Raw genomic sequence first — 21,688 nt, 5'->3', positions numbered from 1 at the left:
CCCGGTCCGCCGGTTGCGGCGGGCGGGGCCGGGGGGGCGTGCGCGCGCCGCAGGCCCCGCGTCCCCTGCAAGCCCGGCGCAGATGGCCCGGCATGGTTCCTTTTGGGACGCCGCCTGCGGACGTTGCCGGTGCTTGCCCTGCTTGTCGTCTGTTTTTTGAGCCTGGCGGCGGGCGTTGGACCGTGGGGCGCAGCACAGCCCGACGCGGCCATGGCGGGGGGCGCATCCCCCAAGGCCGCACCGATGCAGGCGAAGAATGAGGATACCGCCGCACGCGCCGGTGCGCCCGTTACTCCCGAGGTGCCCGCCACTCGTGAGGTGCGCGGTGCGGTGACAGAGGCCACCCGGGATGCCGTCGAACCGGCACGGGACGGAGCCCGTGCGGACACGGCCGTACAGGCAACGCGCATTGTTGCCGATACGCCCGACAGGCCCGACAGGCCCGATGTGGCGGATGTGGCCGATGTGGCGGATGTGGCCGAAGTGGGGGACAGGCCCGACGAGCTTCCGCTAACCCCGAAGGTGGACGGAGCCGATGCCGCCGACGGAAAGGGAACGCCCCCGGTGGCTGTGGACACGGCGGACACGGCGGAAACGGCGGAAACGGCGGACACGGAGACTGCGGAAACGGCTCCGGTGGGTCTGCCCGATGCGCCCCTGGTGGCCCAGGCGGAACAGGCCAGACAAGCCAGACAGGCCGGGCAGGCGAGACAGGCGGGACAGGCGGGACAGGCCGGACAGGCCGGACAGGCGGCAGAATCCGCCCAGGCCGCCGAACCCCGGCAGGGCACATCGTCGGCGTCGCGCGGCATCCGGCTGTTCAACACCATAGAATTCCGGGGGCCGCTGAAGAATCTGCCCAAGTGGGACCGGGTGCTGAACGTGGACCGCAAGACGCCGGGGCTGATTCCGGAACGGGCACTGGGCGGGCGCAACGCCCTGTGGGGCGCCCTGAAGGCCGAATGGCGTGACCTGTCCACCATGGACAAGCTGCGCAACGTGAATTCCCTGTTCAACCAGTGGCCCTACCGGCTGGACAGCGAAGTATGGGGCGTGGTGGACTACTGGGCGGCGCCCATCGAGTTCCTGCGCAAGTCGGGTGACTGCGAAGACTACGCCATAACCAAGTATTTCGCCCTGAAGCAGCTTGGCGTGCCCGCTTCGGACATGCGCATCGTCATTCTGCTGGATTCCATCCGCCGGTTGGCCCATGCCATTCTGGTGGTATACACGGGTGGCGACGCCTACGTGCTGGACAACCTGTCCAACGTGGTGCTGTCGCACAAGCGTTACGGGCACTACGTGCCGCAGTACTCCATAAACGAACAATACCGGTGGGCGCATATTCCGACCAGAGGTGGCCCGGGCACCCGAAGAATGCAGTAGGGCAGTCCCGAATTGTCCTTTCGCCGTATTTTGGAAACACTCCCTGGAGTGCTTCAGCATTGAAAACGTCTGTCGAAAATCCCAGGTGGCGCGAAATGCGTCGCCCGCCCCGATTGAAAATTCGCTCTAGACCGCGGAGGACCCATGGCAGAGAACAGCGCATCGACAGGCACGCCGGACCGCGACAGACCAGCCGGCCGCTCGCGGCTTCTGTGGTTCGGCATCGTGGTGCTTGGGGTTACCGTGGCAGCCGCCACGGTGGGCGCCTACTGGAACATCTCCGACGCACGGCACAAGCTGGAGGCGGACATTGCCCAGCGCCAGTCCGTGCTCACGCTGGCCCGCGTGGAATCCGTGACCTTGTGGCTGGATTCCATGACCGAACAGGGCGCACGGCTGATCAATGCCGACCTGTTCCGGCTGTTCGCTTCGGAAGTGAATCAGCTGGAAGGCGACGTGGGCCTGCTGCTGAATAAGCCAGGTCAGGGGCCAGGTCAGGGGCCAGGTCAGGGGCCAGGTCAGGGGCCAGGTCAGGACGCGGGCAGCACCCAGCCCGGCAAGAGCGGCGGCAAGCCGGACGCCCCCCAGGGTGATGACGACATCTCGCAACTGGCCGCGCAACTGCCGCTGATGCGCAATCTGTTGCGCGAGTTCGTGACCTATTCCGACTTCGTGTCCGGGCGTATCGTGAACACCCGCGCCCAGACCTACATTTCCACCGACGCCACCCCCGTGCCGTTGAACGAAGACCAGCAGGCCGCCATCCGCACCGTGCTGGAAACGGGCAGGATGCTCTTCTCGCACGCCCGCTCCACCCAGACCGGGCTGGTGCTGGACCTGTTCATGCCCATCCTGCCGCCCCAGTTCGAGGCGGCCACCGGCGCGCGGCCCGTGGCGGTGCTGATGCTGTCCAAGATCATCTCCGGCAAGGTGGGCGAGTTTCTGGCTGCCTCGCCGCTGGTGGAGAAGGGGCAGGTGTCGCGTCTGGTGCAGCGCACTCCGCACGGTTTCGAGGAAATCGCCCCTTCGGCCCAGGAAGGGCTGAAGAACGTGCCCGCGCCCGCCTTTGCCGAAACCGGCGACCTGCCCTTCATGCGGCGCGCATCCGTGGACAGCGGCACCCAAGTGTACTCCACCGGGCGCAAGGTGCCCAACCTCGAATGGTGGACCGTGGAGGAAATTCCCGCCGATCTCGCACTGGCCCGCCTGGCCGAGCGCGAGCGCACCGTGGTGGGGCTGGCCGTGCTGTGCACCCTGTTGCTGGTGGTCATGCTGGCCTCGCTGTGGTGGTGGCTGGTGGGGCGCGAGCAGCGGGAGATCGCCCGTGACTTCAAGGCGCTGTTTGAGGTCATCGACGACCAGAAGCAGCTTCTCGACGGCATCAACTCGGCCATGACGCACCCCGTCTCGCTTACCGACGACCAGAGCGTGTTCCAGTACGTCAACCGGGCCTTTGCCCGTGCCGTGGGGCGCAGCCTCGAAGAACTGCTGGGCATGGACATGCAGGCGGTGTTCGGCTTCGACACCGCGCGGCGCATCACCGCGCCCGACGCCCAGGTGCTCATGGGCGGCGACCCGGCCACGGTGAACGAGGTGGTGTACCTGCAATCGCGCAAGCGGCACTTCCAGATCGTCAAGGCCCCGCTGTTCGGCCCCGACGGCAGGCAGGTGCGCGGCGTGGTTTCGGTGTTCCACGACATCACCGAACTGGTCGAGGCGCAGGAACGCAACCGCCGGGTGGTGCAGCAGACCATCGACGCGCTGGTGCGGGCCATCGAGCAGACCGACCCGTATCTGGCGGGCCATTCGCGGCTGATGGGCATTGCGGCCAGCCTGACCGCGCGGGCCATGGGCCTTGGCGAGCGCGACGTGGCCACGGTGGAAGCGGCGGCCAACCTCTCGCAGGTGGGCAAGATGTTCGTGCCGCGCGACATCCTGAACAAGCCCGGCAAGCTCACGGCGCAGGAAAAGCAGGAGATGGAGCGCCACGTGGAATACGCGCGCGACGTGCTGTCCTCCATCGAATTCGATCTGCCGGTACTGCCCGCCATCATCCAGATGAACGAACGGCAGGACGGCAAGGGCTATCCGGAGGGCCTTTCCGGCGAGCAGATATCCGCCCACGCCCGCATCCTGGCCGTGTCCAACGCCTTCTGCGCCATGCTGCGGCCCCGTTCGTACCGTCCGGCCCTGCCGCTGGAAAAGGTGCTGGACGCCCTGGAAAGCCAGACCGACAGCTACGACGTGAACGTGGTGCACGCCCTGCGCGATATGCTGGACACCCCGGCGGGCGAGCGCCTGCTGGGCCAGATTGGCGGTGCGGCCACCAACGGAAGCAACGGCGAGGCTTAGAGAAAACGCGTTCCGCCCACCGCGTGGCGGAAGGAAACAGCAGGAAAGGGGGGCGCCATGCGGCGTCCCCCTTTCATGTTGCGTACACGGTTCCAGCGTCCACGGCTGGGGCAGGCTGTCGTTGGGCGCGCCCCGACGTTGTGAAGGCTGGACGGAATCAGGCCTGGGAATGAGGCGTGGGGGGCAGCGATGCCACGAATTCCTTCACCCGCGCTTCGATGGCGTCGCGTATGATGCGGGCGGCCTTCATGCGCTGCTCTTCATCACCGACGAGCGCGGCAGGGTCGTCAAAGGGCCAGTGATGGCGGCGTACTGCGCCGGGAAACAGGGGGCACTGCGATTCACCCTCTGCACACACGGTGACCACATGGTCGTACATGCGGCCTTGGCGAAACAGCTCGAACACCGAGCGGGCCGTGGCGTTCGAGATGTCGATGCCCACTTCCTGCATGGCCTGCACGGCCAGCGGATTGAGGGGGCCGGGTTCCAGCCCCGCGCTTTCCGCCAGAAAGGCCTCGCCCCCGTGCTTGCGCAGAAAGGCTTCGGCCATCTGGCTGCGGGCGGAATTGTGCACGCAAAGGAACAGGACTCGGACGGCATGCATGGCGGCCTCCATTTGGTTTTTTGGCAAAATGGCATGCTTGCGTGACGAAACGGTGTCGCCAGGAAAAAACGCCGGGGCCTGAAGCTCCGGCGCTGGAATCGGCAATGCCTGTGCCTGCTCCCCGTGCATGTCCCCCGTCGGGGGCATGTTCGCGAGCCTGCTCCCTTTCGTGATCAGGCGCGCATTTCGGCGGTCAGGCGGCGCAGGTCGCCCGCCAGCCCGGCGAGATCGTTCACTGCCGTGGCCGAGCGGGACATGATCTGCGCGGTGTCCTGCGCGATCATGTTCACCTCTTCGGTGGACCGGCTGATCTGTTCGCTGGCGGCGGACTGTTCTTCCGACGCAGTGGCGATGGAGCGTACCTGGTCGGCGGTCTGGTCCACCATGGCCACGATTTCCTTCAGGGCACCGCCGGATTTTTCGGTGAGCTCGGTGGAACGCATCACCGCCTCCACTGCGGCAGCCGTGGCCTGCACGTTGTCGCGCGCGCCGGACTGGATGGAGGCGATGGCCTGGCCCACCTCGCGGGTGGCGCCCATGGTCTTTTCGGCCAGCTTGCGTACCTCGTCGGCCACCACGGCAAATCCGCGCCCGGCGTCACCGGCGCGGGCCGCCTCGATGGCGGCGTTCAGCGCCAGCAGGTTTGTCTGGTCGGCGATGTCCTCGATGACCTGCATCACCCGGCCGATGTCCTCGGCCTGGCGACCCAGCCCTTCCATGTTGGAACGCAGGTCCACGGCCAGATCGCGCACCCCGGTGATGGCCTGCACCACGTCGGCCACCAGGTGTTCGCCCTCGTCGGCCTTGGCCCGTGCGCCCTCGGCATTGGCCGCCGCCTGCGAGGCATTGTGGGCCACTTCCAGCATGCTGGCGTTCATCTGTTCCATGGCGGTGGCCGTCTCTGAGGCGCGGGCGCGCTGCCTGTCGGCGCCGCCGTTGGCGTCCTGCACCTGGGTAGCCAGTTCGTCCGCGGCGGTGGCCACCTGGCGGGCTATGGCGTCGGCCTGTTCCGCCACGCGGGTGATGGCGGCGTGCTGGGCCTCGGTGCGGGTCTGCTGGGTGCGCAGGTCGGTGACGTCGGCGTAAATGGTGAAAGCCCCGATGAGCGTGCCGTCAAGGTCGTACAGCGGGGCCACGTCCACCTGGGCGTGCACTGTCTTGCCGGTCTCCGTGGTCAGGTCCACGCTCAGGTTGCATTCGGCGCTGCCGTTCTTCAGGCAGCGGCGGGTGGCCATGTCGTCAACGTCGCGGCCGTACACGAAGCGGTCCAGCTGCTTGCCCTCCCAGTCCCCGGGGGTGCCGGGCCGCTCCAGCAGGTGCACCAGCGCGTCATTGGTGAACAGCACCTTCTCGTCCGGCGCGCTGATGGCAAAGGGCATGGTCATGCCGTTCAGGACGCCCTGGGTGAAGCCGAGCTTGTTCTTCATTTCCGCAACCATGGCGTTGACGGCGGCAATGGTGTCGCCCACGGCGTCGCGCGCCGCGTAGCGCATGGTGGCCGAGAAATCGCCCGCCGCCACGGTGCGGGCATAGGCGGCCAGCTGCCCCATGGGTTTCATCAGTTCGCGCACCAGCAGCCACACGAACAGCACCGCCAGCGCCAGCGCGGCCACGCCGCCGCCCGCCGTCCAGCGCAGCATGTCGGTATCCGCACCCTGCAACATCTCGTCGCGGGTCATGGCCACGGCCAGATACATGTCCCACGGCTCGAAATAGCGCACGTAGCCCACCTTGTGGCCCTGGTATTCCCATTCCAGGAACCCGTTGCGGGTTTCCATCATCTGCCTGCCGTAGGCGTCCTGCTGAATGTTGGTGCCGGTGCGGGTGGGGTGCAGCACGCGGGTGCCGTCCGGGGTGAAAATGAAGGTGTAGCCGCGCCCACCCACCTTGGCCTGGCCGAACAAGGTGCGGAAGGATTCGGAAAGCAGGGGCTCGCCCACGAACAGCGCGCCGACGATCTTGCCGTAGGCGTCCTTTATGGGGCGGTAATGGGTGCGGAAGGCCTTGCCCATCACCGTGGCCCGGCCCGTGTAGTCGTTGCCTGCGGCAATGGCCTTGTACACCGGGCTGGAATCGGAAATGTAGGTGTCGATGGCGCGCTTGCCCTGGGCATCGGTGATGGTGGTGGCCACGCGCAGCAACTTGCCGGGCAGCAGCGAGAACAGCGTGGCGTCCGAACCCACGGTGCGCTTGTGCCGCTCGACCAGCGCGTTGGGAGAGAAGGGCAGGGGCATGCCGTCACTGCTCAGTTCGAAGTCCGGCACGGCTACGCTGGATGTGGCCCCGGTGGTCTGGTCCGCCACCGTATGCGTGGCGGCGTTGGACATGCTGACGTGCAGTTCGCCCTGGCCCAGCAACGAGGTGGCCAGCGCTTCCAGGCTGTTGTGCAGGGCTTCGCCGCCAATGCGGTCCTGCATGGCGGCCACGTCGCACATGGTGTCCATGAACCCGGCAAGATTGTCGTGCCCCAGCCTGTCCAGCGTGCCCTGGGTGCGCCAGGCCACCAGGCCGGACAGAAACACGATGGTGCACAACACCACCACGATGACTCCGGAATACATCTTGGTGGTAATCCTGAGTGTGTCTAGCCGCATTGTCGTCGCCTCCCGTTGACGGTCCCCCATAGGTACGTAAGGCCCCACTTCTCCGATGGGGGGTTGCACCATTTTTCACAAGAGGTCAATCGATTTTTGCGTACGTGGATATTTGAGTGAGCTTTCAATATACTTGAATTAAAGGGTAAACACGCAGTGATGCGGTGCCGCGAGCCAGGGTAGGGCGGCTATGTACGGTATCGAACCAACGCACAACGGCCCGGTGGGGTGCCGGGCCGTTATGTGGGGCGTGTCTGAAAAGAGGAATGCGCAGAGCGCCGGAAGGGTGCCTTGGCGGCAGGGTCAGCTCGTGGCGCCGGTATCGTCCAGGGCGGGGCCTTTCGTGGCGAGGTGCGTGTGGGCCAGGGTGGCCATGCGCTTCACCTGGCGGCACACGCCCATGACCAGGTCGAATTCGTGGCGGCGCAACCGGGTGCGGCCCAGAAAGCGGCGGACCGGCATCATGAAGTAGTCCGGATTGTCGGCGCGCAGGTAGTCGATGGCCAGCAGGGTGTCGCGCAGGGTGTCGTGCAGCAGTTCCAGTTCCGCATGGTTGGCCAGGCGCGAATCCGGGGCCGGACCGGGGCGGAAGGGATGCGCCGATGCGCCCTTCAGGCATTCGTACAGCACCACCAGCACCGCCTGGGCCAGGTTCAGCGACGAGGCCTCCGGCGCAGTGGGGATGGTCAGCAGGCGGTGGCAGTGTTCGATTTCGTCATTGGTCAGCCCCCGGTCTTCCGGGCCGAACACCACGGCTACCCGGTCGCCCCCGGCCAGCACCGGGCAGGCCTCTGCCGCCGCGCGCTCCGGCGAAAGCAGTTCGCGCCGCCAGCCGCCCGTGCGCGCCGTGGTGCCGAACACCACCGCGCAGTCGGCCACCGCCTCGGCCAGCGTGGCCACCACGCGCACCCCGGACAGGATGTCCTGCCCCTTGGGCGTGGCCAGCGGCACCGCCTTGGCCGGGTCGCCTGCGTCTTCGCTCCAGCGTTCCGGGTCCACCAGCACGATGTCGCGCGCGCCCATGTTGGCGCACGCCCGGGCCACCATGCCCACGTTTTCCGGAAACCGGGTCTTTACCAGTACCACCGTCAGGTTGTGCAGCATTTTTGTTTGGGGAAGAAGGTTGGGTTGGGAAAGACAGGATAGGGGAGAATTTGGGGGAAAGGGGAGAAACTTTGCGCGTTGCGGTCGCCATCCGTAAGCCTCGCGCGTTGCGTACGATGGCCGTACGGCTCGAAAGCTCGCCAACGGCCACGCTTCGCGCCCTTTGGGTCGATCTTCGCGCTCGCCTAACGGCTTCCGCAAAGTTTATCCCCCTTTCCCCCAAACCCCCATTCCCCTCTTCAAACTTTATATTTGGCCCGTTGAGCAAAGGGGGCTACGCGGGCCAGACCTGCCCCGAGCCCATGACCGCAACCACGGCCCCGGCGGCGAACTTGAGCGACAGCCCCAGAAACTTGCCGACGAACGCGCCCCAGGCGGCCTGCCGGGCCGCATCGCGCGGGCGACCGTGGCTCAGTTCCGCAAGGTAGCAGCCGAACCACGCCCCGGCCAGCGCGCCGGGCAGCGCGCCCAGGCCGAACAGGAAGGGTGCCCCCAGAATGGCCCCGGCGATGGCCCCCAGAATGCCACCCAGGTTGCCCCGACCGGTGGAGCCGTACCGCTTGCCGCCCAGCAGCTGCACGCCGAATTCCAGCACCTCGCCCACGGCGGCCGCTCCGATGACCGTGACGAAAAACCACGTGTCCATGCCCGGCGCGGCGGGAGCCAGCAGCTTCCACAGCGCCAGTACGCCCACGGCCAGCCAGTTGCCCGGCAGCCCGAACACGTTGAGGCCGATCATGCCGAACAGCACGATGATGCACAGGGTGGCGAGAATGTAGTCCATGGTGATTTGGTTGTTAAGGTATGGGATCGGGGCAACCGGCAGGCCATGCCGTTATCAATGCGCCCTAATTGAAACGTTTTGAAGGAGGGGTGGGGGTGCGGGGGAGGGGAGGAAACTTTTGGAAAAGTTTCCCCCCCTCCCCCGCATTGCTTTCAACAGAAGTATCGTAGCCTTACAACGCGGGGCGTTCGCGCAGGTCCTGCACGCGCTGGGCCTTGCCTTCGCTTTTGGGCAGGCTGTTGTGCTGGACCAGGTCCACCTTGGGGGTGACCAGGATTTCGTCGTGGATGCGGCGGGTAATGCGTTCGCGCAGGCCGTGCAGCTTGCGCATGTCTTCCTCGAAGTATTCGTCGCGGATTTCCACCTTCACGCGCAGCACGTCGCGGAAGTCGTCGCGCTCCAGCACGATGAGGTAGTTCTGGCCCACTTCGGGAAAGCCCATGAGCACCTGCTCCACCTGCATGGGGTAGATGTTCACGCCCTTGACGATGAGCATGTCGTCAGCGCGGCCCAGGATGCGGTCGAGCCTGCGGTGCACGCGGCCGCAGGGACATTCGCCGGGCAGGAACCGGGTCAGGTCGCGGGTGCGGTAGCGCAGCACGGGCATGCCCTGGCGGCACAGGGTGGTCATGACCAGTTCGCCCACCTCGCCGTCGGGCACGGCTTCTCCGGTGACGGGGTCGATGATTTCGGCGATGTAGGCGTCTTCCCATACGTGCAGGCCGTTCTGGTGCACGCACTCGAAGGCCACGCCGGGCCCGTTCATCTCGGACAGGCCGTAGGAGTTGTAGGCCTTCAGGCCCAGCATGTCCTCGATGCGGCGGCGGGCTTCCTCGGTGTGGGGTTCTGCGCCGATGAGGGCGATGCGCAGGGGCAGGGCGGCGGGGTCTTCGCCCTCGTCACGCAGGGCGGCGCCCAGATACAGCGCATACGAGGGGATGATGTGGGCCACGGTGGTCTTGAAGTCGCGCACCAGCTTGACCTGGCGACGGGTGTTGCCCGCCCCGGCGGGGATGGTCAGGCAGCCCAGGCGCTCTGCGCCGTAGTGGATGCCGAGGCCGCCGGTGAACAGGCCGTACCCGGCCATGTTCTGGAACACGTCCTCGCGGCGGATGCCCACCATGTGCATGCAGCGGGCCATCAGGTCGGCCCAGGAATTGAGGTCGGCCTGGGTGTGATAGACCACGGTGGGGGTGCCGGTGGTGCCGCTGGAGGCGTGCATGCGCACCAGTTCCGACTTGGGCACGCAGATCAGGCCGCCGGGGTACTGGGCGCGCAGGTCGTCCTTGCTGGTAAGCGGGATGCGCCGCACATCGTCCAGCGACCGGATGGAGCCGGGAGTAACGCCCGCCTCCTTCAGCCGCTGGCCGTAGAAGGGCGACTTCATGGCCTGCTCCACGGTGTTGCGCAGGCGGACGATCTGGGCGGCGGTGATGGCCTCGCGGCTCCAGGTTTCGGCGATGTCGAAGAATTCCATGGCACCCCTCTTTATGGTTGCCCGCGTGGCGGGCCGTGTTGGCCGAGAAATCCGTGTGCCCGGCAGGCGCTGCGAATGCGCGTGTTGCGGGTGGGGCAAGCTTGTCGCGCGGGGGCTATGCGCCGCCGCGCAGTTCCAGGCCGTGCAGCAACCCGTGACAGCCCGCCAGCATCATGTCGCCGTGCGGGGCAATGAACTGGCCGTGCCCGCGCAGCATTTCGCGGCGGGGCCCCAGCACGAAGGCGGGGCGAAAGCCCTCCGTCTCCGGCGGGATGTCCGGGGCAAAAGCGCTGCCGTGGCCCCCGGCGGCCCGCACCTGTTCGTCGGGCAGCCAGCACAGGCGGAATTCGTTCAGGTCGTGCAGCAGGCTTTCGGTGGTCAGCATGCCGGTGTGGTGCTCGTACACGCCCCATACCCGCTGGCGGAACACCAGAAAGGCGATGGTGTGGCTGTTGCCCGCGTTGACCACCAGCACCCCTTCGCGGGCACTGCGGGCCTGCACTTCGGGCAGGGCCAGCGCGCCCAGTACGGCGGCTGCGCCGGTATCGGCCACGGGACCGCCGCCGATGGCCCGCTGCAGGGTGGCCAGGCGGGTGAACTGGGGGGGCGGTACGTCGTAGATCAGGCTGGCCGGGTTGGCGCCTGCCTGGCCGTCACCGGACTGTCCGTCGGCGGAGTTGCTGAGAAAGTCGCGCCACAGCTCGAAGCGGCCCACGGTGTTGGACCCCTGCGGATGGTGCCCGTGATCCTGCGCGGCGGCCACCACCAGATGCGGCTGCGGCAGGCCGCAGGTATCCAGAAGGGCGCGCCAGAAGCCGGGTTCGTAATCGGCCAGACGTACCGGGGCGAACCCGGCAGGGCAGGAATCGGCAATGTCCACGCCAAAGGCGCGCACCCGCTCCGGGTTGTCGTGCAGGGCCAGGGCGGCTTCCGGGTGGGCGGCCATGCGCAGCCCGGCGGCCACGTGGGCCTTCACAGAGCCGAAGAACCCGCCGCCCATGTTCTCGCCGTGCAGCCAGATGTGACGGCCCTCGGCGGTAAGCTCGGCGATGCGCCTGGCCACCCGGCGGGCGGGCGTGGGCAGCACGAAACGCGGCCAGTTTTCCGGGTTCAGGCCGGGCATGGTCAGCAGCACGTCCTGGGTGCCGCTGCCGATGTCCAGGCACAGGATGCTGCCGGGGCCGGGGGCTGCGCCGGCTGGGGTCTGAGTGGACGCGGTCTGGGCGGGGGCGAAACTGTTCCGGGCCTGTGGGGCGGGGTGAAAGTTGGGTATGTTCATGCGCGGGTATTGTTCATGTGGGTTCGGGGTGGCTGCGGCAACGCAGGCCGTGCCGCGGCATGGCGGCCCGTGCGGGCTGCCGGAAAGGGCCGCTGCGGCGGCGGATGAAGGCAGGGCCCGACAGTACATGCAAACCCGCAACCACCGCAAGCCGCTGAGGGCGCGAGGGAGGCGCGCGACGTCGCATGCCGGGGCCGGACAGCCCTGGGCCTCAGGGGGGAGACGCAGGAGGAAGGGAGAGGGCAGCGCTTCGCCGCGTCCCGTGGCAGCGGGAGGACGGCTGCGGCAGTGCCGCGCCGCCGGTTTGGCGCGCATCGGCACCGAAGGTGCGGAAAAACGGCAGAAAGTGCTTGCCAATCCGGCTTGTCCAGCGCTATACGGTCGTTCCCCGTGCCGAGGTGGTGGAATTGGTAGACACGCTATCTTGAGGGGGTAGTGGGAGAAATCCTGTAAGGGTTCGAGTCCCTTCCTCGGCACCATATTTCGAAGAGGCCGCAGCGGAAACGTTGCGGCCTCTTCTTTATTGCGCCCAGACGCGCAGATGTGGGAAAAAAGGAACAAGGCGCTGGCGGCAATGTGGAGTTTTATTTTTTAATATCAGTATGTTGTTTGATTAATGTGGTGGGCTAATATTGGTAATAATTACTATTGCTAAAATGCTGATTTTCGATATAGTCCCCTCAACGACTGGGGTCATCAAATGATCCAGGGTGTTATCGAACCCGGCGACCTCGCGGCACAGGCCTGGAAGATGGCGACGCTCGTGAGGTTTCGCACAGACCGTGGGCATGCGGATGTCCGCGCAAGGAGGCGATGATGCGAAAGGGAGCAGCATGGATGTTGGCGGGTTGGACCATTGCGGCGGCCATGGGGTTTGCCGCGCCCACCTTGTACTCGGTGCCCGGTGCGCACGCGGCGGCCGTCGAAAAGGGGGCTGGGGACAAGCAGCCGGTGAAGGGCGTGCCGCAAATGGCCAAGTTCAGGCAGGTGTCGGAGGTGGTGCGCGACAAGTGCATGGCCTGCCACAGCCGCGATTACGACCTGCCGTTCTACGCCAAAGTGCCCGGCATCAAGCAGATGATCGAGAAGGATTTTCGCGACGGGCTGCGCGCCATGGACCTGAACCTGGAACTGGTCGACGCCGTTCCGGGTTCCGGCCAAGGGGCTGATGCGGTCAAGCCCGTGGGCGAGGCCACCATCGCCAAGATGGAATGGGTGGTGCTGAACGAAACCATGCCCCCGGCCAAGTTCACGGCGGTGCACTGGGGCAGCCGCCTGAACGCCGAAGACCGCAAGGCCATCCTGGAATGGGTGGCGGGTACGCGTGCGTCCCACTATGCCACCGGCGCCGCGCCCAGCCGTGCCAACGAGCCGTTGCAGCCCCTGCCCGAATCGTTGCCCACCGATGCCCGCAAGGTGGCCCTGGGCGAGCGGCTGTTCAACGACAAGCGCCTGTCGTCGGACAACACTCTGGCCTGTTCCGGCTGCCACGCCGAGGACAAGGCGGGTACCGACAACCGTCGCTTCGCGGAAGGCATTCGCAAGCAGTTCGGCGACATCAACGCCCCCACCACCTTCAACGCCGTGTTCAACACCCGCCAGTTCTGGAATGGACGTGCGGCGGACTTGCAGGAACAGGCGGGCGGCCCGCCGCTGAACCCCATCGAGATGGGGTCGAAGGACTGGCAGGAGATCATCGCCAAGCTGGCGACCGATGCGGACCTGACGGCGGAATACGCGGCCCTGTATCCCGGTGGCTGGAGCGCGGCGGGCATCACCGACGCCATCGGCGAGTACGAAAAGACCCTGATCACCCCCAACAGCCGCTTCGACAAGTGGCTGAAGGGTGACGACAAGGCCCTGACCCAGGCGGAACTGGATGGTTACCAGCGCTTCAAGGCGTACCGCTGTTCCAGTTGCCACGTCGGCAAGGCCGTGGGCGGCCAGTCGTTCGAATATACGGACCTGAAGGCCGACTACTTCAAGGACCGTGGCAATCCGTTGGGCTCTGACTCGGGCCTGAAGGACTTCACCAAGAAGCCCGAAGACCTGCACCGTTTCAAGGTGCCCAACCTGCGCAACATCGAGCTGACCTCGCCCTACATGCATGACGGCACCGTGACCACCCTGGACGACGCCGTGCGCATCATGGGCACCTACCTGTCCGGCATGCCCATTCCCGAAGGCGACCGCGCGCTCATCGTGGCCTTTCTGCGCACGCTGACCGGCGAATACAAGGGCAAGCCGCTGACCGGCGTTGCCGTGGCCAAGTAGCCGCTGGCGGCAGGAGGTCGACGGCTGCGGAACGGAGCAAGACGAACAAGGGCGGAACGGACATCCCGTTCCGCCCTTTCCGCGTGGTGCAGGGAGGAGGAGGCGGCGGGTGCGTCGCCGGGGTACTGTCGGGGGTGCCACCAGATGCGCCGGACAATGTGTGGATCGGGCAGGTCAGGCGGGCGGTCAGGTGGGCGGTCAGGCGGGCGGTCAGGTGGGTGGTCAGGGCCGGAACAGGTCGCGCAGGATCCCGGCAAAAAAGGCGGCAGCGGCGGGCACCTGCCGCCGGGATGGCAGGGCCAGCAGCACCGGGACGGTCAGGGTGGCGCGCGTGCCGGGGATAGCCGCCTGGGCCGCATCCGCCACGTCCGCATCCGCCTGGGCCGCATCTGTTGGGGACACATCCGTTGGGGACACATCCGCCCGTGTCGTATCCGTCCATGTCGTATCTGCCAATGCCGTATCTGCCAGCCCGGCAGCGTCCAGCGCGCGCAGTTCGCCCCGGTCCACCTCGTCGCGCACGGCGCACAGCGGCACCACGGCCACGCCCAGCCCCGCCGCCACGCATCGTTTGACGATGACGATGCTGGAGCATTCCAGCACGGATCCCGGCTGCACGTGGGCGGCGACCAGGGCCTGTTCGATGGCGGGGCGCAGGCTCCATACGTGCCGGGTGAGCACCAGCGGCTGGCCGTCCAGGTCGGCGGGCGTCACCCGGTCCAGCGCGGCAAGGGGCGATCCGGGCGCTGCGATGCACACCAGCGGTTCCCGGCGCAGGGTTTCCATGTCCACGCCATCGGCGGCAAAGGGGCGGCCCAGCAGCAGGGCCAGATCCACCTCGCCGTGGCGCAGGTCTGCCGCCAGGCCGTGGCGCGAGGCCGTGGCCACGCGCACCCGCGTGGCCGGAAAGCGCGCGCGGAAGCGGCGCAACGCCTCCGGCAGGCAGAGCATGCCGAGGCTTTGCGACATGCGTACGGAAAGCTCGCCGGAATCGGCGTCGTGGGTAACGGCGCGGCGGGTGTCATCGGCCATTTCGGCGATGCGCCGGGCGCGGGGCAGCAGCCGCCGCCCCTGGTCGGTGAGCAGCACCCGGCGGCCCGTCCGTTCGAACAGCGGCGCGCCCAGATCCTCTTCCAGCGCACGAATCTGCGCGGTGACGGTGGAAGGGGCGTAGTGCAGCGACTCCGCCGCCTTGCGGAACGAGAGCCCGGCGGCCACGGCCAGAAAGGTCTTCAGGTGGCGGATGTCCACGAGGTGTCCCTTTGATTGTGCGCACAGTCCTCGTGCACATGCCGTTCGATTTTCATGAACCGAAGCTTCATGACGATTCGTTTGTCCTGCATCGTGGCACGGCGTATCAATACTGGCAAGGGGCTTTGCCTGCCTCTTGGTGTTCGGTGAATTCGAATTGAAGGAGCATGCCATGAACGACCAACTGCGCGCGCTGACCGTGCAGCGCAAACGCGCCCATGCGCGGCTTGCGGCATCGGGCGCGCCCGTGTACGCCGCCTTTCTGGACATGGAGCGGGCCGCCTATGCGGACGGCGCGCTGACGAAACGCCACAAGGAACTGATTGCCGTGGGAATTTCCGTGGTTCTGGATTGCCGCTCGTGCATGCAGTGGCACATCGAACAGGCGGCTGCCGCCGGCGCTGACCCTGCCGAGATGCTGGAAGCGGTGGAAGTGGGCATCGAGATGGGCGGAGGTCCGGCCACCGTGTCGGCCCGTTTCGCGCTGGAGGTCATGGACGATCTGTTCGGGGCGCAATGGCCGGAGCGGGTGAAGGCGGACATCGCTGCGCGTCGGGGGGGCGCCGTGACTGGCGCGTCCGATGCCGCGGCCATGGGCGCCGGGCAACCCGCATCCGGCGGCGAGGGCGCGGCATGACCGACATGCTCGCGCAGGCCGCATCCCTTGCGGGCGGTCTGACCGCCACACTGCAAGCCACCTTTCCCGCGCTGCCCGATCTGCACGGACTGCACGGACTGTCTGACATGCCTGACCTGCAGGGCCTGCGCGACATGCGCACCTTGGGCGCGGTAAGCGCTGCGGCGATGGCCGCCGGGTTCACCCAGGGCTTTGCCGGGTTCGGTTCCACGGTCATTGCCCTGCCCCTGCTGGTGGCCGTGCTGGGCATGCGGGTGGCCGTGCCGCTGGGCTGCCTGATGGCGCTGGCCATCAACGTGGCGTTGGTGGGGCGCATGTTCGAACATGTGCGGCGTGGACCGCTGATGGCTTTGCTGCTCACCTCGCTGCCGGGCATGGCCGTGGGGGGCAGGCTGCTGTCCGTGGCGCCGGAGGCGTGGCTGGAAGGCCTGCTGGGGGCCATGGTGTTGGCCTTCACCGTATTCGCGGCCCGCACCGCGTCGGCAGCTGACGGCGGGAGCGCCCCAGCCCCATCCGCACATGTGGCGGGCAGGCCGTTGCGCCATGCCGTCACCGTGGCGGTGGGGCTGGTCAGCGGTGCGCTGGGCGCGGCGGTGGGCATCAACGGCCCGCCCGTGGTGGCCTGGGCCATGCGCCAGGGCTGGGGCCGTCACGCGCTGAAGGCTACCCTGGCCGGGTATTTCCTGCTGGCCGGGGTGGGCATCGTGGGGGCGCAGGGGCTGCATGGCGAGATCACCGGGCGGGTGCTGCTGCTGTTCTGCGCCGGGCTGCCCGCGCTGGCGGCAGGACTGTACGGGGGGCACCTGTGCTTCGGACGCCTGGACGAGGCCGCCTTCCGCAAGGTGCTGCTGGGGCTGTTCGCCGTGTCCGGAGCGGGACTGTTGTGGCGCGTGGCGGGGCTGGGGTAGCCATGGTTTTGTCCGCCCGCCGCCGGGGCGGCAACAAGGAAGGCCGGGAGCGCGAACGCTCCCGGCCTTTGTCGTTGCCTTTGCGGGCGACTAGCTCGGAAATGCCCAGAACAGGGTCATGACCGCGCACACCGTGGTGATCAGCACCGAGATGACGAACGCGGGCCGGATGGCCTGCGACGCCTCGCGGATGCGGTCGATGCTGGCCGCCGCGTTCTGCAGCTTGGCGGGCGAAATGACGCTGGCCAGCCCGCCGCCGATGCCGCTGGCCGCCGCGATGACCAGCCCCGACGCGCCGATCTTTTCGGCGGTGGACAGGTGCAGCTTGGTCAGCATGGCGATGGACGACGATTCCGAGCCGCTGATGAACCCGCCCAGCAGGCCCAGGTAGGGCGCCACGAAGGGGTACATCTTGCCGAACAGCATGGCCGAGGCGTCGGCCATGACGTAGACCATGTTGTGCAGTGGCTGGGCCAGGGTCCAGTCTGCCCCCTTGCCGGAATGGTTCATGACGTAGGCGATGGCGAAGAACACCGACGCCGACATGAACGGTCGCCCGGCGCGCTTGCCCGCCTTGACCAGCGATGTGGTCACCTGCTGGCGCGTGGCCTTCAGGAAGGGCAGCGCCGCCGCCGTGCATACCAGCACCCAGAAGTAGGCCTGCCAGAAGATGCGCAGCCGCTCCGGCGACTTGGGGATGATCTCCAGCGGCATGGACCACTGCTTGAACGTCAGGTCGAAGAACGGCAGGAACGGCGCATTGAGAATCAGCGAGACCACGGTCAGGATGATCCACGGCGAGCAGGCGGCGGCCAGCGAATGCCGACGCTCGGCGGCCAGATCGGCCTCGTTCAGCAGGGTGCGGTCGCGCAGGGGGCGGCCCGTCAGGCGGATGTACAGCATCAGCGCCACGATGACGGTAAGGCCCGCGGCAATGCCGGTAATGGTCACAAGGCCCAGCCTGGCCATGAAGATGGCCACCACGCCGGCGGTGACGCCCGCGATGAGCGCGGGCACGATGCCTTCGCGCACCATCTTCATGCCGCCGGTAAGGTACAGCATGCCGAGGGCGATGCAGGTGGAGATGGCGGGCATGAACCGGGCGAAGTAGCCGCCCACCTCGGTCACCGGCAGGCCCACGAAGTTGGCGTAGACCACGGCGGGGATGCCCAGCAGGGCGTAGGTGCACAGCGCGTCGTAGCCCAGCGCGGGCAGGATGATGGCCGCGAAGGTGGAATAGCCCAGCGCCAGCATGATGGGCGGCAGGATGGACACCGTCACCGCGCCCAGCGAGGTGAGCAGGATGCCGAAGCCCACGTTGATCAGCATGATCTGCACGGCCTGCTGGCCGGGGGCCACGCTTTTCATCAGCGCCACCACGCGGGACACGGCCCCGGTTTCCTGCATGACGGTGATCTGCAGGATGCTGGCGGACATGACCAGGGCAATGGGCAGCGAGGCCACAAGGCCCGCCACGCTGGACAGCAGGATGACCGTGGGCGCGGTATCGAAGTACAGCCAGGCGATGCCGGCGGCCACTGCCCAGCCGATGTACCCGGCGGTGTCCGCCGCCACCCGGTACACGAGCAGCAGCACGAAAATGGCGATGACGGGCATGAAGGCAAGCAGAACGGACAGGGCATACATGGGGTGCTGGACCTCCTCGTGAAATGTTCCTACCGGTCCCGGCGGCGGAGCGGCATTGCCGGAACATGTCCGGTGCGGCGTGCCGTTGCGGGCCGGTCGGCCTGCGGTGTCCCGCGTCCCGTGCCTGCGGCGGCCATGGGGCGACGCCTGCCGCTGGCGGGGTGTGCGGGCTGCTGTGGCCGAATCCTTGTGGTCATGTACCTTTCCTTTCGTGGCGTTACGGTCATGGCTGCCGCGCGGCATGAAAAAAGCCGGGTGCACCTGCGGTGCGCCCGGCCATGCATGCCATGCGAGACGCCCGCCTAAGCTGCCCGGCAAACGTAATAGAAGTAAAAAAACGCCCCGGTGGAACGGGGCGCCAGGAATACTTCAGGAGTGGCGGCCAGGGGCTGGCGGGACGAAGCGGTCACGGTGCGTTTGGCACACGGGGCGGAAAGGGCCACGGAAGCCGAAACCGATCCCCGGCCCGCGTCGGCGGGGTCCTGCGCCGGACGAAGGGGGGCATTGGGCGCGGCGGCCATGGTGGGCCGCGTTGCGGGGCGGTGTTCGGTGCTGGCGGTCATGCGGTACCTGCGTACGCTGTCGGGGGCCAGGACATGGCGTGGCCATGTCTTCCATGGGGCCGCGCCATCCTTTGCGCCCGGGCCATGTCGTGCGGCGCGGGGTGTGGGGCGGCTGCGGCTTGTTCCGAGAGCGGCGCTGCAAACATGCGAAGCGCTACTCGGCGGGATGGGAGCGAGAATAGGCGGGACCGGGTGGGAAGGCAAGCGGAAAAGCTTTGAAATCACAAAAACGTGAGCGCTGTGGGATGGGGTGGCGGGGTGCTGCCGCTGGTGCATCGCGCCGGGTGACGGATGCGTGAGAATGGGGCGCGTGAGAATGGGGCGCGGCGTTCCGACCACCGGAACGCCGCGCCTTGGCCGTATCCGGCACTGGCCCCGCACGGTGGGGCCGGGGTGCCGGACGGCAAATGTCTGCCGGGCCTTACGCCGGTGGCGGGGCGGGATGCTGCGGCTGTGCGCCCTGAGGCCCGGTGGGTGGCGCGCCGATGTCTGTGGCCGCATCAGGGCTGGCGCCGGGGGCGGGCGTCCCGTCCGGTGTCATGCCGGGGGCAGGACCTCGGTGCGCAGAAGGGGCGACATTGCCCGCCATGCCCGCGGGCGGCGGCGGGGGCAGGTGGCCGGGCAGCGGAGTGCGGATGCCCGTTTCCCGGATGATGCGCTGACGCATTTCAATGGCCAGATCCTGCTGTTTTGCGGTCACGTCTCGCAGGGTGCTGGCGTTGCGGGCGGTTTCATCCGGGTCGGGTGTGTCGCGGGTAAGCGCGGCTTCCAGCGCAACCCATGCGGCGTATTGTTCCTGGCGCAAGGCGTCGAAGCGTGCGGCGAACGCGGCGCGGATGTCCCGGATGACCGAACGCTGTTCCGCCGTGGGCGGCGTTGGCGGTGGCGGGGAGCCATAGGGAACGCCTGCCGAGAAGGCGGGCGGCGGCGCCGGGGGAAGCCCCATGCTCAGGAAAGCCGGGGGCGGCGGGGGCGGGGGCCCGTAGTCGTGCCCGGCGTCAAGTCGGGCGTCGGGTCTAAAGACGGCGTGCAACGGCCCCACGGCACGGGCGGTCACGGCGGCAAGGGCCATGCCCGCCAGCAGCAGGGCCACGCAGGTTCCGGTGCGGACAGTGGCTGGCAACATTTTCATCTCCTGGATACCCGGCCACGCCAAGGGCGTCGGCATGTGCGGATCTCCGCCGCATCCCGTGGCGCGCAGGGCCGGTGCATGAAGATGCTATCGTCCGCATCCGGCGCGGCTCAACCCGTGATTTGGTTAAGAAATGTAAAGAAGCTGATGTTGGGGATCTGGAGCGGTTGGAATGGCGGGCACGGGCGGAGAGCGCGACGGCGATGTGCCGTCGGCGAGGTGGGACGGATATGGAGGGGGCAGAGGTAGGCTGGTGCGGGCGACAAGGGCAAGGCTGCCGCCACTGGGGCGAAATGGCCGTGCCCCGCGTGCATGGAGAAGGTCCCGGCGCCATCCCCATGGTTCGGGGAGAGGAGGGCAGGCGCAGGGAAGGGGCGATGCGGGTCAGCGCATCAGCAGGGTGGCCACGGTGATTTCCAGCAGCAGCGCGGCGGTGATGAGCAGGGCAAGGTCTTTCATGGCGTGTCTCCGGTGCCGGGCGGTGCGGTATTGCGCCCGTCCGGCTCGGTCATGGGCTGGTGTGCTGCGCGGAAGGCGGGTGGCAAGACGCCGCCCCGTTCCGCCTGTCCCGTCCCGCCCGTTCCGTATTGTCGCGTCACGCGCCGTGGCGCGCCATGGCCGCCGTGGAGGACCGGGCTGTCCCGTCCGCTCCGCAGGGGGCGTCGGCACTGTCAGCCCCGTCCGCCCCGTCCGCCCCGTCCGCCTTGTCCGCCCTGTCCGCCCTGTTAAGGCCGAGCCGCCCCGTAAGGGCGAGATCGTGTTCCCTGCGGTCGTCACTGGTGATGAGGCGGCGCAGCGAACCGGCAAAACGCCGGGCCACCACGCGGCCGGAACCGATGGAGCAGGCAAGGGTCATGGCATGGTCCTCCGTGGGGTTGCTATGCAGCGGGCCGTGCTGGCCCCGCCGGCATGGTGACGGGCGGGGCACAGCCGGGCCATGGGCGTGACGATGGACGGCGCGACGATGGACGGGCGTGCGAACGCGGGCTGCCCTACAGGGCGGCCGCCACGCGCCCGGCCCAGGCGGCAACGTCGTCGCGCATGGTGCGCGGGTCGCCGTCGATCTTCAGCGAATCGGCCACGATGTCCGCGCCAAGGCCGGACAGGCGCTCTTCGATGGCATCCACCGCGCCGCAGAAGTAGGTGTAGCTGCTGTCGCCGCAGCCGAAGCAGGCCGCGCGGCCCTTGCCCGCTCCCGTGGCTTCCAGCGATTCGTACAGGTGGATGAAGTCGTCCTGCAGTTCGATTTCGTCGTCGCCCCAGGTGGAGCAGCCGAACAGCACGAGGTCGCGGCCCTCGCACAGGCCTTCCGCCTCTACCTGGCCCGCGTCGCGGATTTCGACGCTGTGGCCCGCTTCGGCGATGTCGCGGCCGACGGTTTCGGCGACCCAGGCGGTGTTGCCGGTGGTGGAACCGTAGACGATGAGCACGTTGGCCATGGGAATCCTCCGGATGGATGGTATCTGTGTGCGTGTCCGTGTCGGGCCACCCGTCAGGCGGCCCGACTACACTGTGCCGCCTGGAGGTGGGGACCGGTGGACAGGACGGACCGGGTGGACAGGGCGGGCCGGAGGGGGCGTGCGCAACGTGCGGATCGCGTGGCTCTCGCGGAGTGCGCCGCGTTCGCGCTGGGGATGGCATTCCTCGCCCGCCCCGGTTTGCAAGGCCGGAACGGGCGGGAAAGGCCGGAGGCTGG

At 67.7% G+C, this 21,688-nt stretch carries 17 protein-coding genes and 1 tRNA gene; 6 read left to right on the top strand and 12 right to left on the bottom strand.

The features are described 5' to 3' along the window. Positions 1 to 243: 243 nt before the first annotated feature. Together DESTE_RS06155 and DESTE_RS06150 are read left to right on the top strand one after the other, a co-directional pair. On the top strand, positions 244 to 1,386 hold the full coding sequence (locus tag DESTE_RS06155; RefSeq protein ID WP_245590754.1) for a transglutaminase-like cysteine peptidase: 1,143 nt from the start codon (positions 244 to 246) through the stop codon (positions 1,384 to 1,386). Positions 1,387 to 1,530: 144 nt separating this feature from the next. Beyond that, the gene (locus DESTE_RS06150) at positions 1,531 to 3,738 is read left to right on the top strand and encodes an HD domain-containing phosphohydrolase (protein WP_035066077.1); all 2,208 of its coding nucleotides are present in this window, start codon (positions 1,531 to 1,533) and stop codon (positions 3,736 to 3,738) included. Positions 3,739 to 3,895: 157 nt separating this feature from the next. Here the strand turns inward: DESTE_RS06150 and DESTE_RS06145 are convergent, their stop codons facing one another. The 6 genes from DESTE_RS06145 to DESTE_RS06120 all read right to left on the bottom strand — a co-directional run bounded on the left by DESTE_RS06145 (position 3,896) and on the right by DESTE_RS06120 (position 11,580). Then, positions 3,896 to 4,342: an arsenate reductase ArsC gene (locus tag DESTE_RS06145; RefSeq protein ID WP_245590753.1), complete on the bottom strand. Its 447-nt coding sequence runs from the start codon at positions 4,340 to 4,342 to the stop codon at positions 3,896 to 3,898. A 173-nt stretch (positions 4,343 to 4,515) separates the two neighbouring features. Next, positions 4,516 to 6,936 carry a methyl-accepting chemotaxis protein gene (locus tag DESTE_RS06140; RefSeq protein WP_035066074.1) on the bottom strand — a complete coding sequence of 807 codons (2,421 nt, stop codon included), beginning with the start codon at positions 6,934 to 6,936 and terminating at the stop codon, positions 4,516 to 4,518. Positions 6,937 to 7,239: 303 nt separating this feature from the next. Continuing rightward, positions 7,240 to 8,040, bottom strand: coding sequence for an RNA methyltransferase (locus DESTE_RS06135; RefSeq protein WP_051384344.1), 801 nt, complete (start codon positions 8,038 to 8,040; stop codon positions 7,240 to 7,242). A gap of 274 nt (positions 8,041 to 8,314) precedes the next feature. Next, positions 8,315 to 8,824 carry a DUF456 domain-containing protein gene (locus DESTE_RS06130; protein WP_035066072.1) on the bottom strand — a complete coding sequence of 170 codons (510 nt, stop codon included), beginning with the start codon at positions 8,822 to 8,824 and terminating at the stop codon, positions 8,315 to 8,317. 172 nt (positions 8,825 to 8,996) lie between these two features. Then, on the bottom strand, positions 8,997 to 10,301 hold the full coding sequence (locus DESTE_RS06125) for a phenylacetate--CoA ligase family protein (protein ID WP_035066070.1): 1,305 nt from the start codon (positions 10,299 to 10,301) through the stop codon (positions 8,997 to 8,999). 115 nt (positions 10,302 to 10,416) lie between these two features. Beyond that, positions 10,417 to 11,580: a DUF1786 domain-containing protein gene (locus DESTE_RS06120; RefSeq protein ID WP_156925279.1), complete on the bottom strand. Its 1,164-nt coding sequence runs from the start codon at positions 11,578 to 11,580 to the stop codon at positions 10,417 to 10,419. Between the two features lie 392 nt (positions 11,581 to 11,972). Between DESTE_RS06120 and DESTE_RS06115 the strand changes: the two genes are divergently transcribed. After that, positions 11,973 to 12,059 (top strand) — tRNA-Leu (locus DESTE_RS06115). 358 nt (positions 12,060 to 12,417) lie between these two features. Next, on the top strand, positions 12,418 to 13,854 hold the full coding sequence (locus DESTE_RS06110) for a cytochrome c peroxidase (protein WP_245590752.1): 1,437 nt from the start codon (positions 12,418 to 12,420) through the stop codon (positions 13,852 to 13,854). Between the two features lie 222 nt (positions 13,855 to 14,076). On the opposite strand, the gene DESTE_RS06105 is transcribed toward DESTE_RS06110, so the two are convergent. After that, complete coding sequence (locus tag DESTE_RS06105) at positions 14,077 to 15,105, bottom strand: LysR family transcriptional regulator (protein ID WP_035066067.1); 1,029 nt, start codon at positions 15,103 to 15,105, stop codon at positions 14,077 to 14,079. 172 nt (positions 15,106 to 15,277) lie between these two features. Here DESTE_RS06105 and DESTE_RS06100 point away from each other — a divergent pair, with 172 nt between their 5' ends. Further along, entirely contained in the window at positions 15,278 to 15,742 is a 465-nt protein-coding gene (locus tag DESTE_RS06100) for a carboxymuconolactone decarboxylase family protein (RefSeq protein WP_035066065.1), read from the top strand. Next, positions 15,739 to 16,650: a sulfite exporter TauE/SafE family protein gene (locus DESTE_RS06095; RefSeq protein WP_051384343.1), complete on the top strand. Its 912-nt coding sequence runs from the start codon at positions 15,739 to 15,741 to the stop codon at positions 16,648 to 16,650. Before DESTE_RS06100 ends, DESTE_RS06095 begins: the two co-directional genes overlap by 4 nt. 90 nt (positions 16,651 to 16,740) lie before the next feature. Here DESTE_RS06095 and DESTE_RS06090 read toward each other — a convergent pair whose 3' ends face one another. The 5 genes from DESTE_RS06090 to DESTE_RS06070 all read right to left on the bottom strand — a co-directional run bounded on the left by DESTE_RS06090 (position 16,741) and on the right by DESTE_RS06070 (position 21,431). Further along, positions 16,741 to 18,297 (bottom strand): L-lactate permease, encoded by a 1,557-nt coding sequence (locus DESTE_RS06090; protein WP_035066063.1) that lies wholly within the window; start codon positions 18,295 to 18,297, stop codon positions 16,741 to 16,743. A gap of 302 nt (positions 18,298 to 18,599) precedes the next feature. Beyond that, the gene (locus tag DESTE_RS06085) at positions 18,600 to 18,860 is read right to left on the bottom strand and encodes a hypothetical protein (protein WP_035066061.1); all 261 of its coding nucleotides are present in this window, start codon (positions 18,858 to 18,860) and stop codon (positions 18,600 to 18,602) included. 421 nt (positions 18,861 to 19,281) lie between these two features. Beyond that, complete coding sequence (locus DESTE_RS06080; protein WP_035066059.1) at positions 19,282 to 19,986, bottom strand: hypothetical protein; 705 nt, start codon at positions 19,984 to 19,986, stop codon at positions 19,282 to 19,284. A gap of 601 nt (positions 19,987 to 20,587) precedes the next feature. After that, on the bottom strand, positions 20,588 to 20,848 hold the full coding sequence (locus tag DESTE_RS18175) for a hypothetical protein (RefSeq protein WP_035066057.1): 261 nt from the start codon (positions 20,846 to 20,848) through the stop codon (positions 20,588 to 20,590). Between the two features lie 136 nt (positions 20,849 to 20,984). Continuing rightward, positions 20,985 to 21,431 carry a flavodoxin gene (locus DESTE_RS06070; RefSeq protein WP_035066055.1) on the bottom strand — a complete coding sequence of 149 codons (447 nt, stop codon included), beginning with the start codon at positions 21,429 to 21,431 and terminating at the stop codon, positions 20,985 to 20,987. Between the last annotated feature and the right edge of the window lie 257 nt (positions 21,432 to 21,688).

The organism is Nitratidesulfovibrio termitidis HI1 (assembly GCF_000504305.1).
In the GTDB taxonomy this organism is placed as follows: Bacteria; Desulfobacterota; Desulfovibrionia; order Desulfovibrionales; family Desulfovibrionaceae; genus Cupidesulfovibrio; species Cupidesulfovibrio termitidis.
This window is presented reverse-complemented; position numbering and strand designations above follow the sequence as displayed.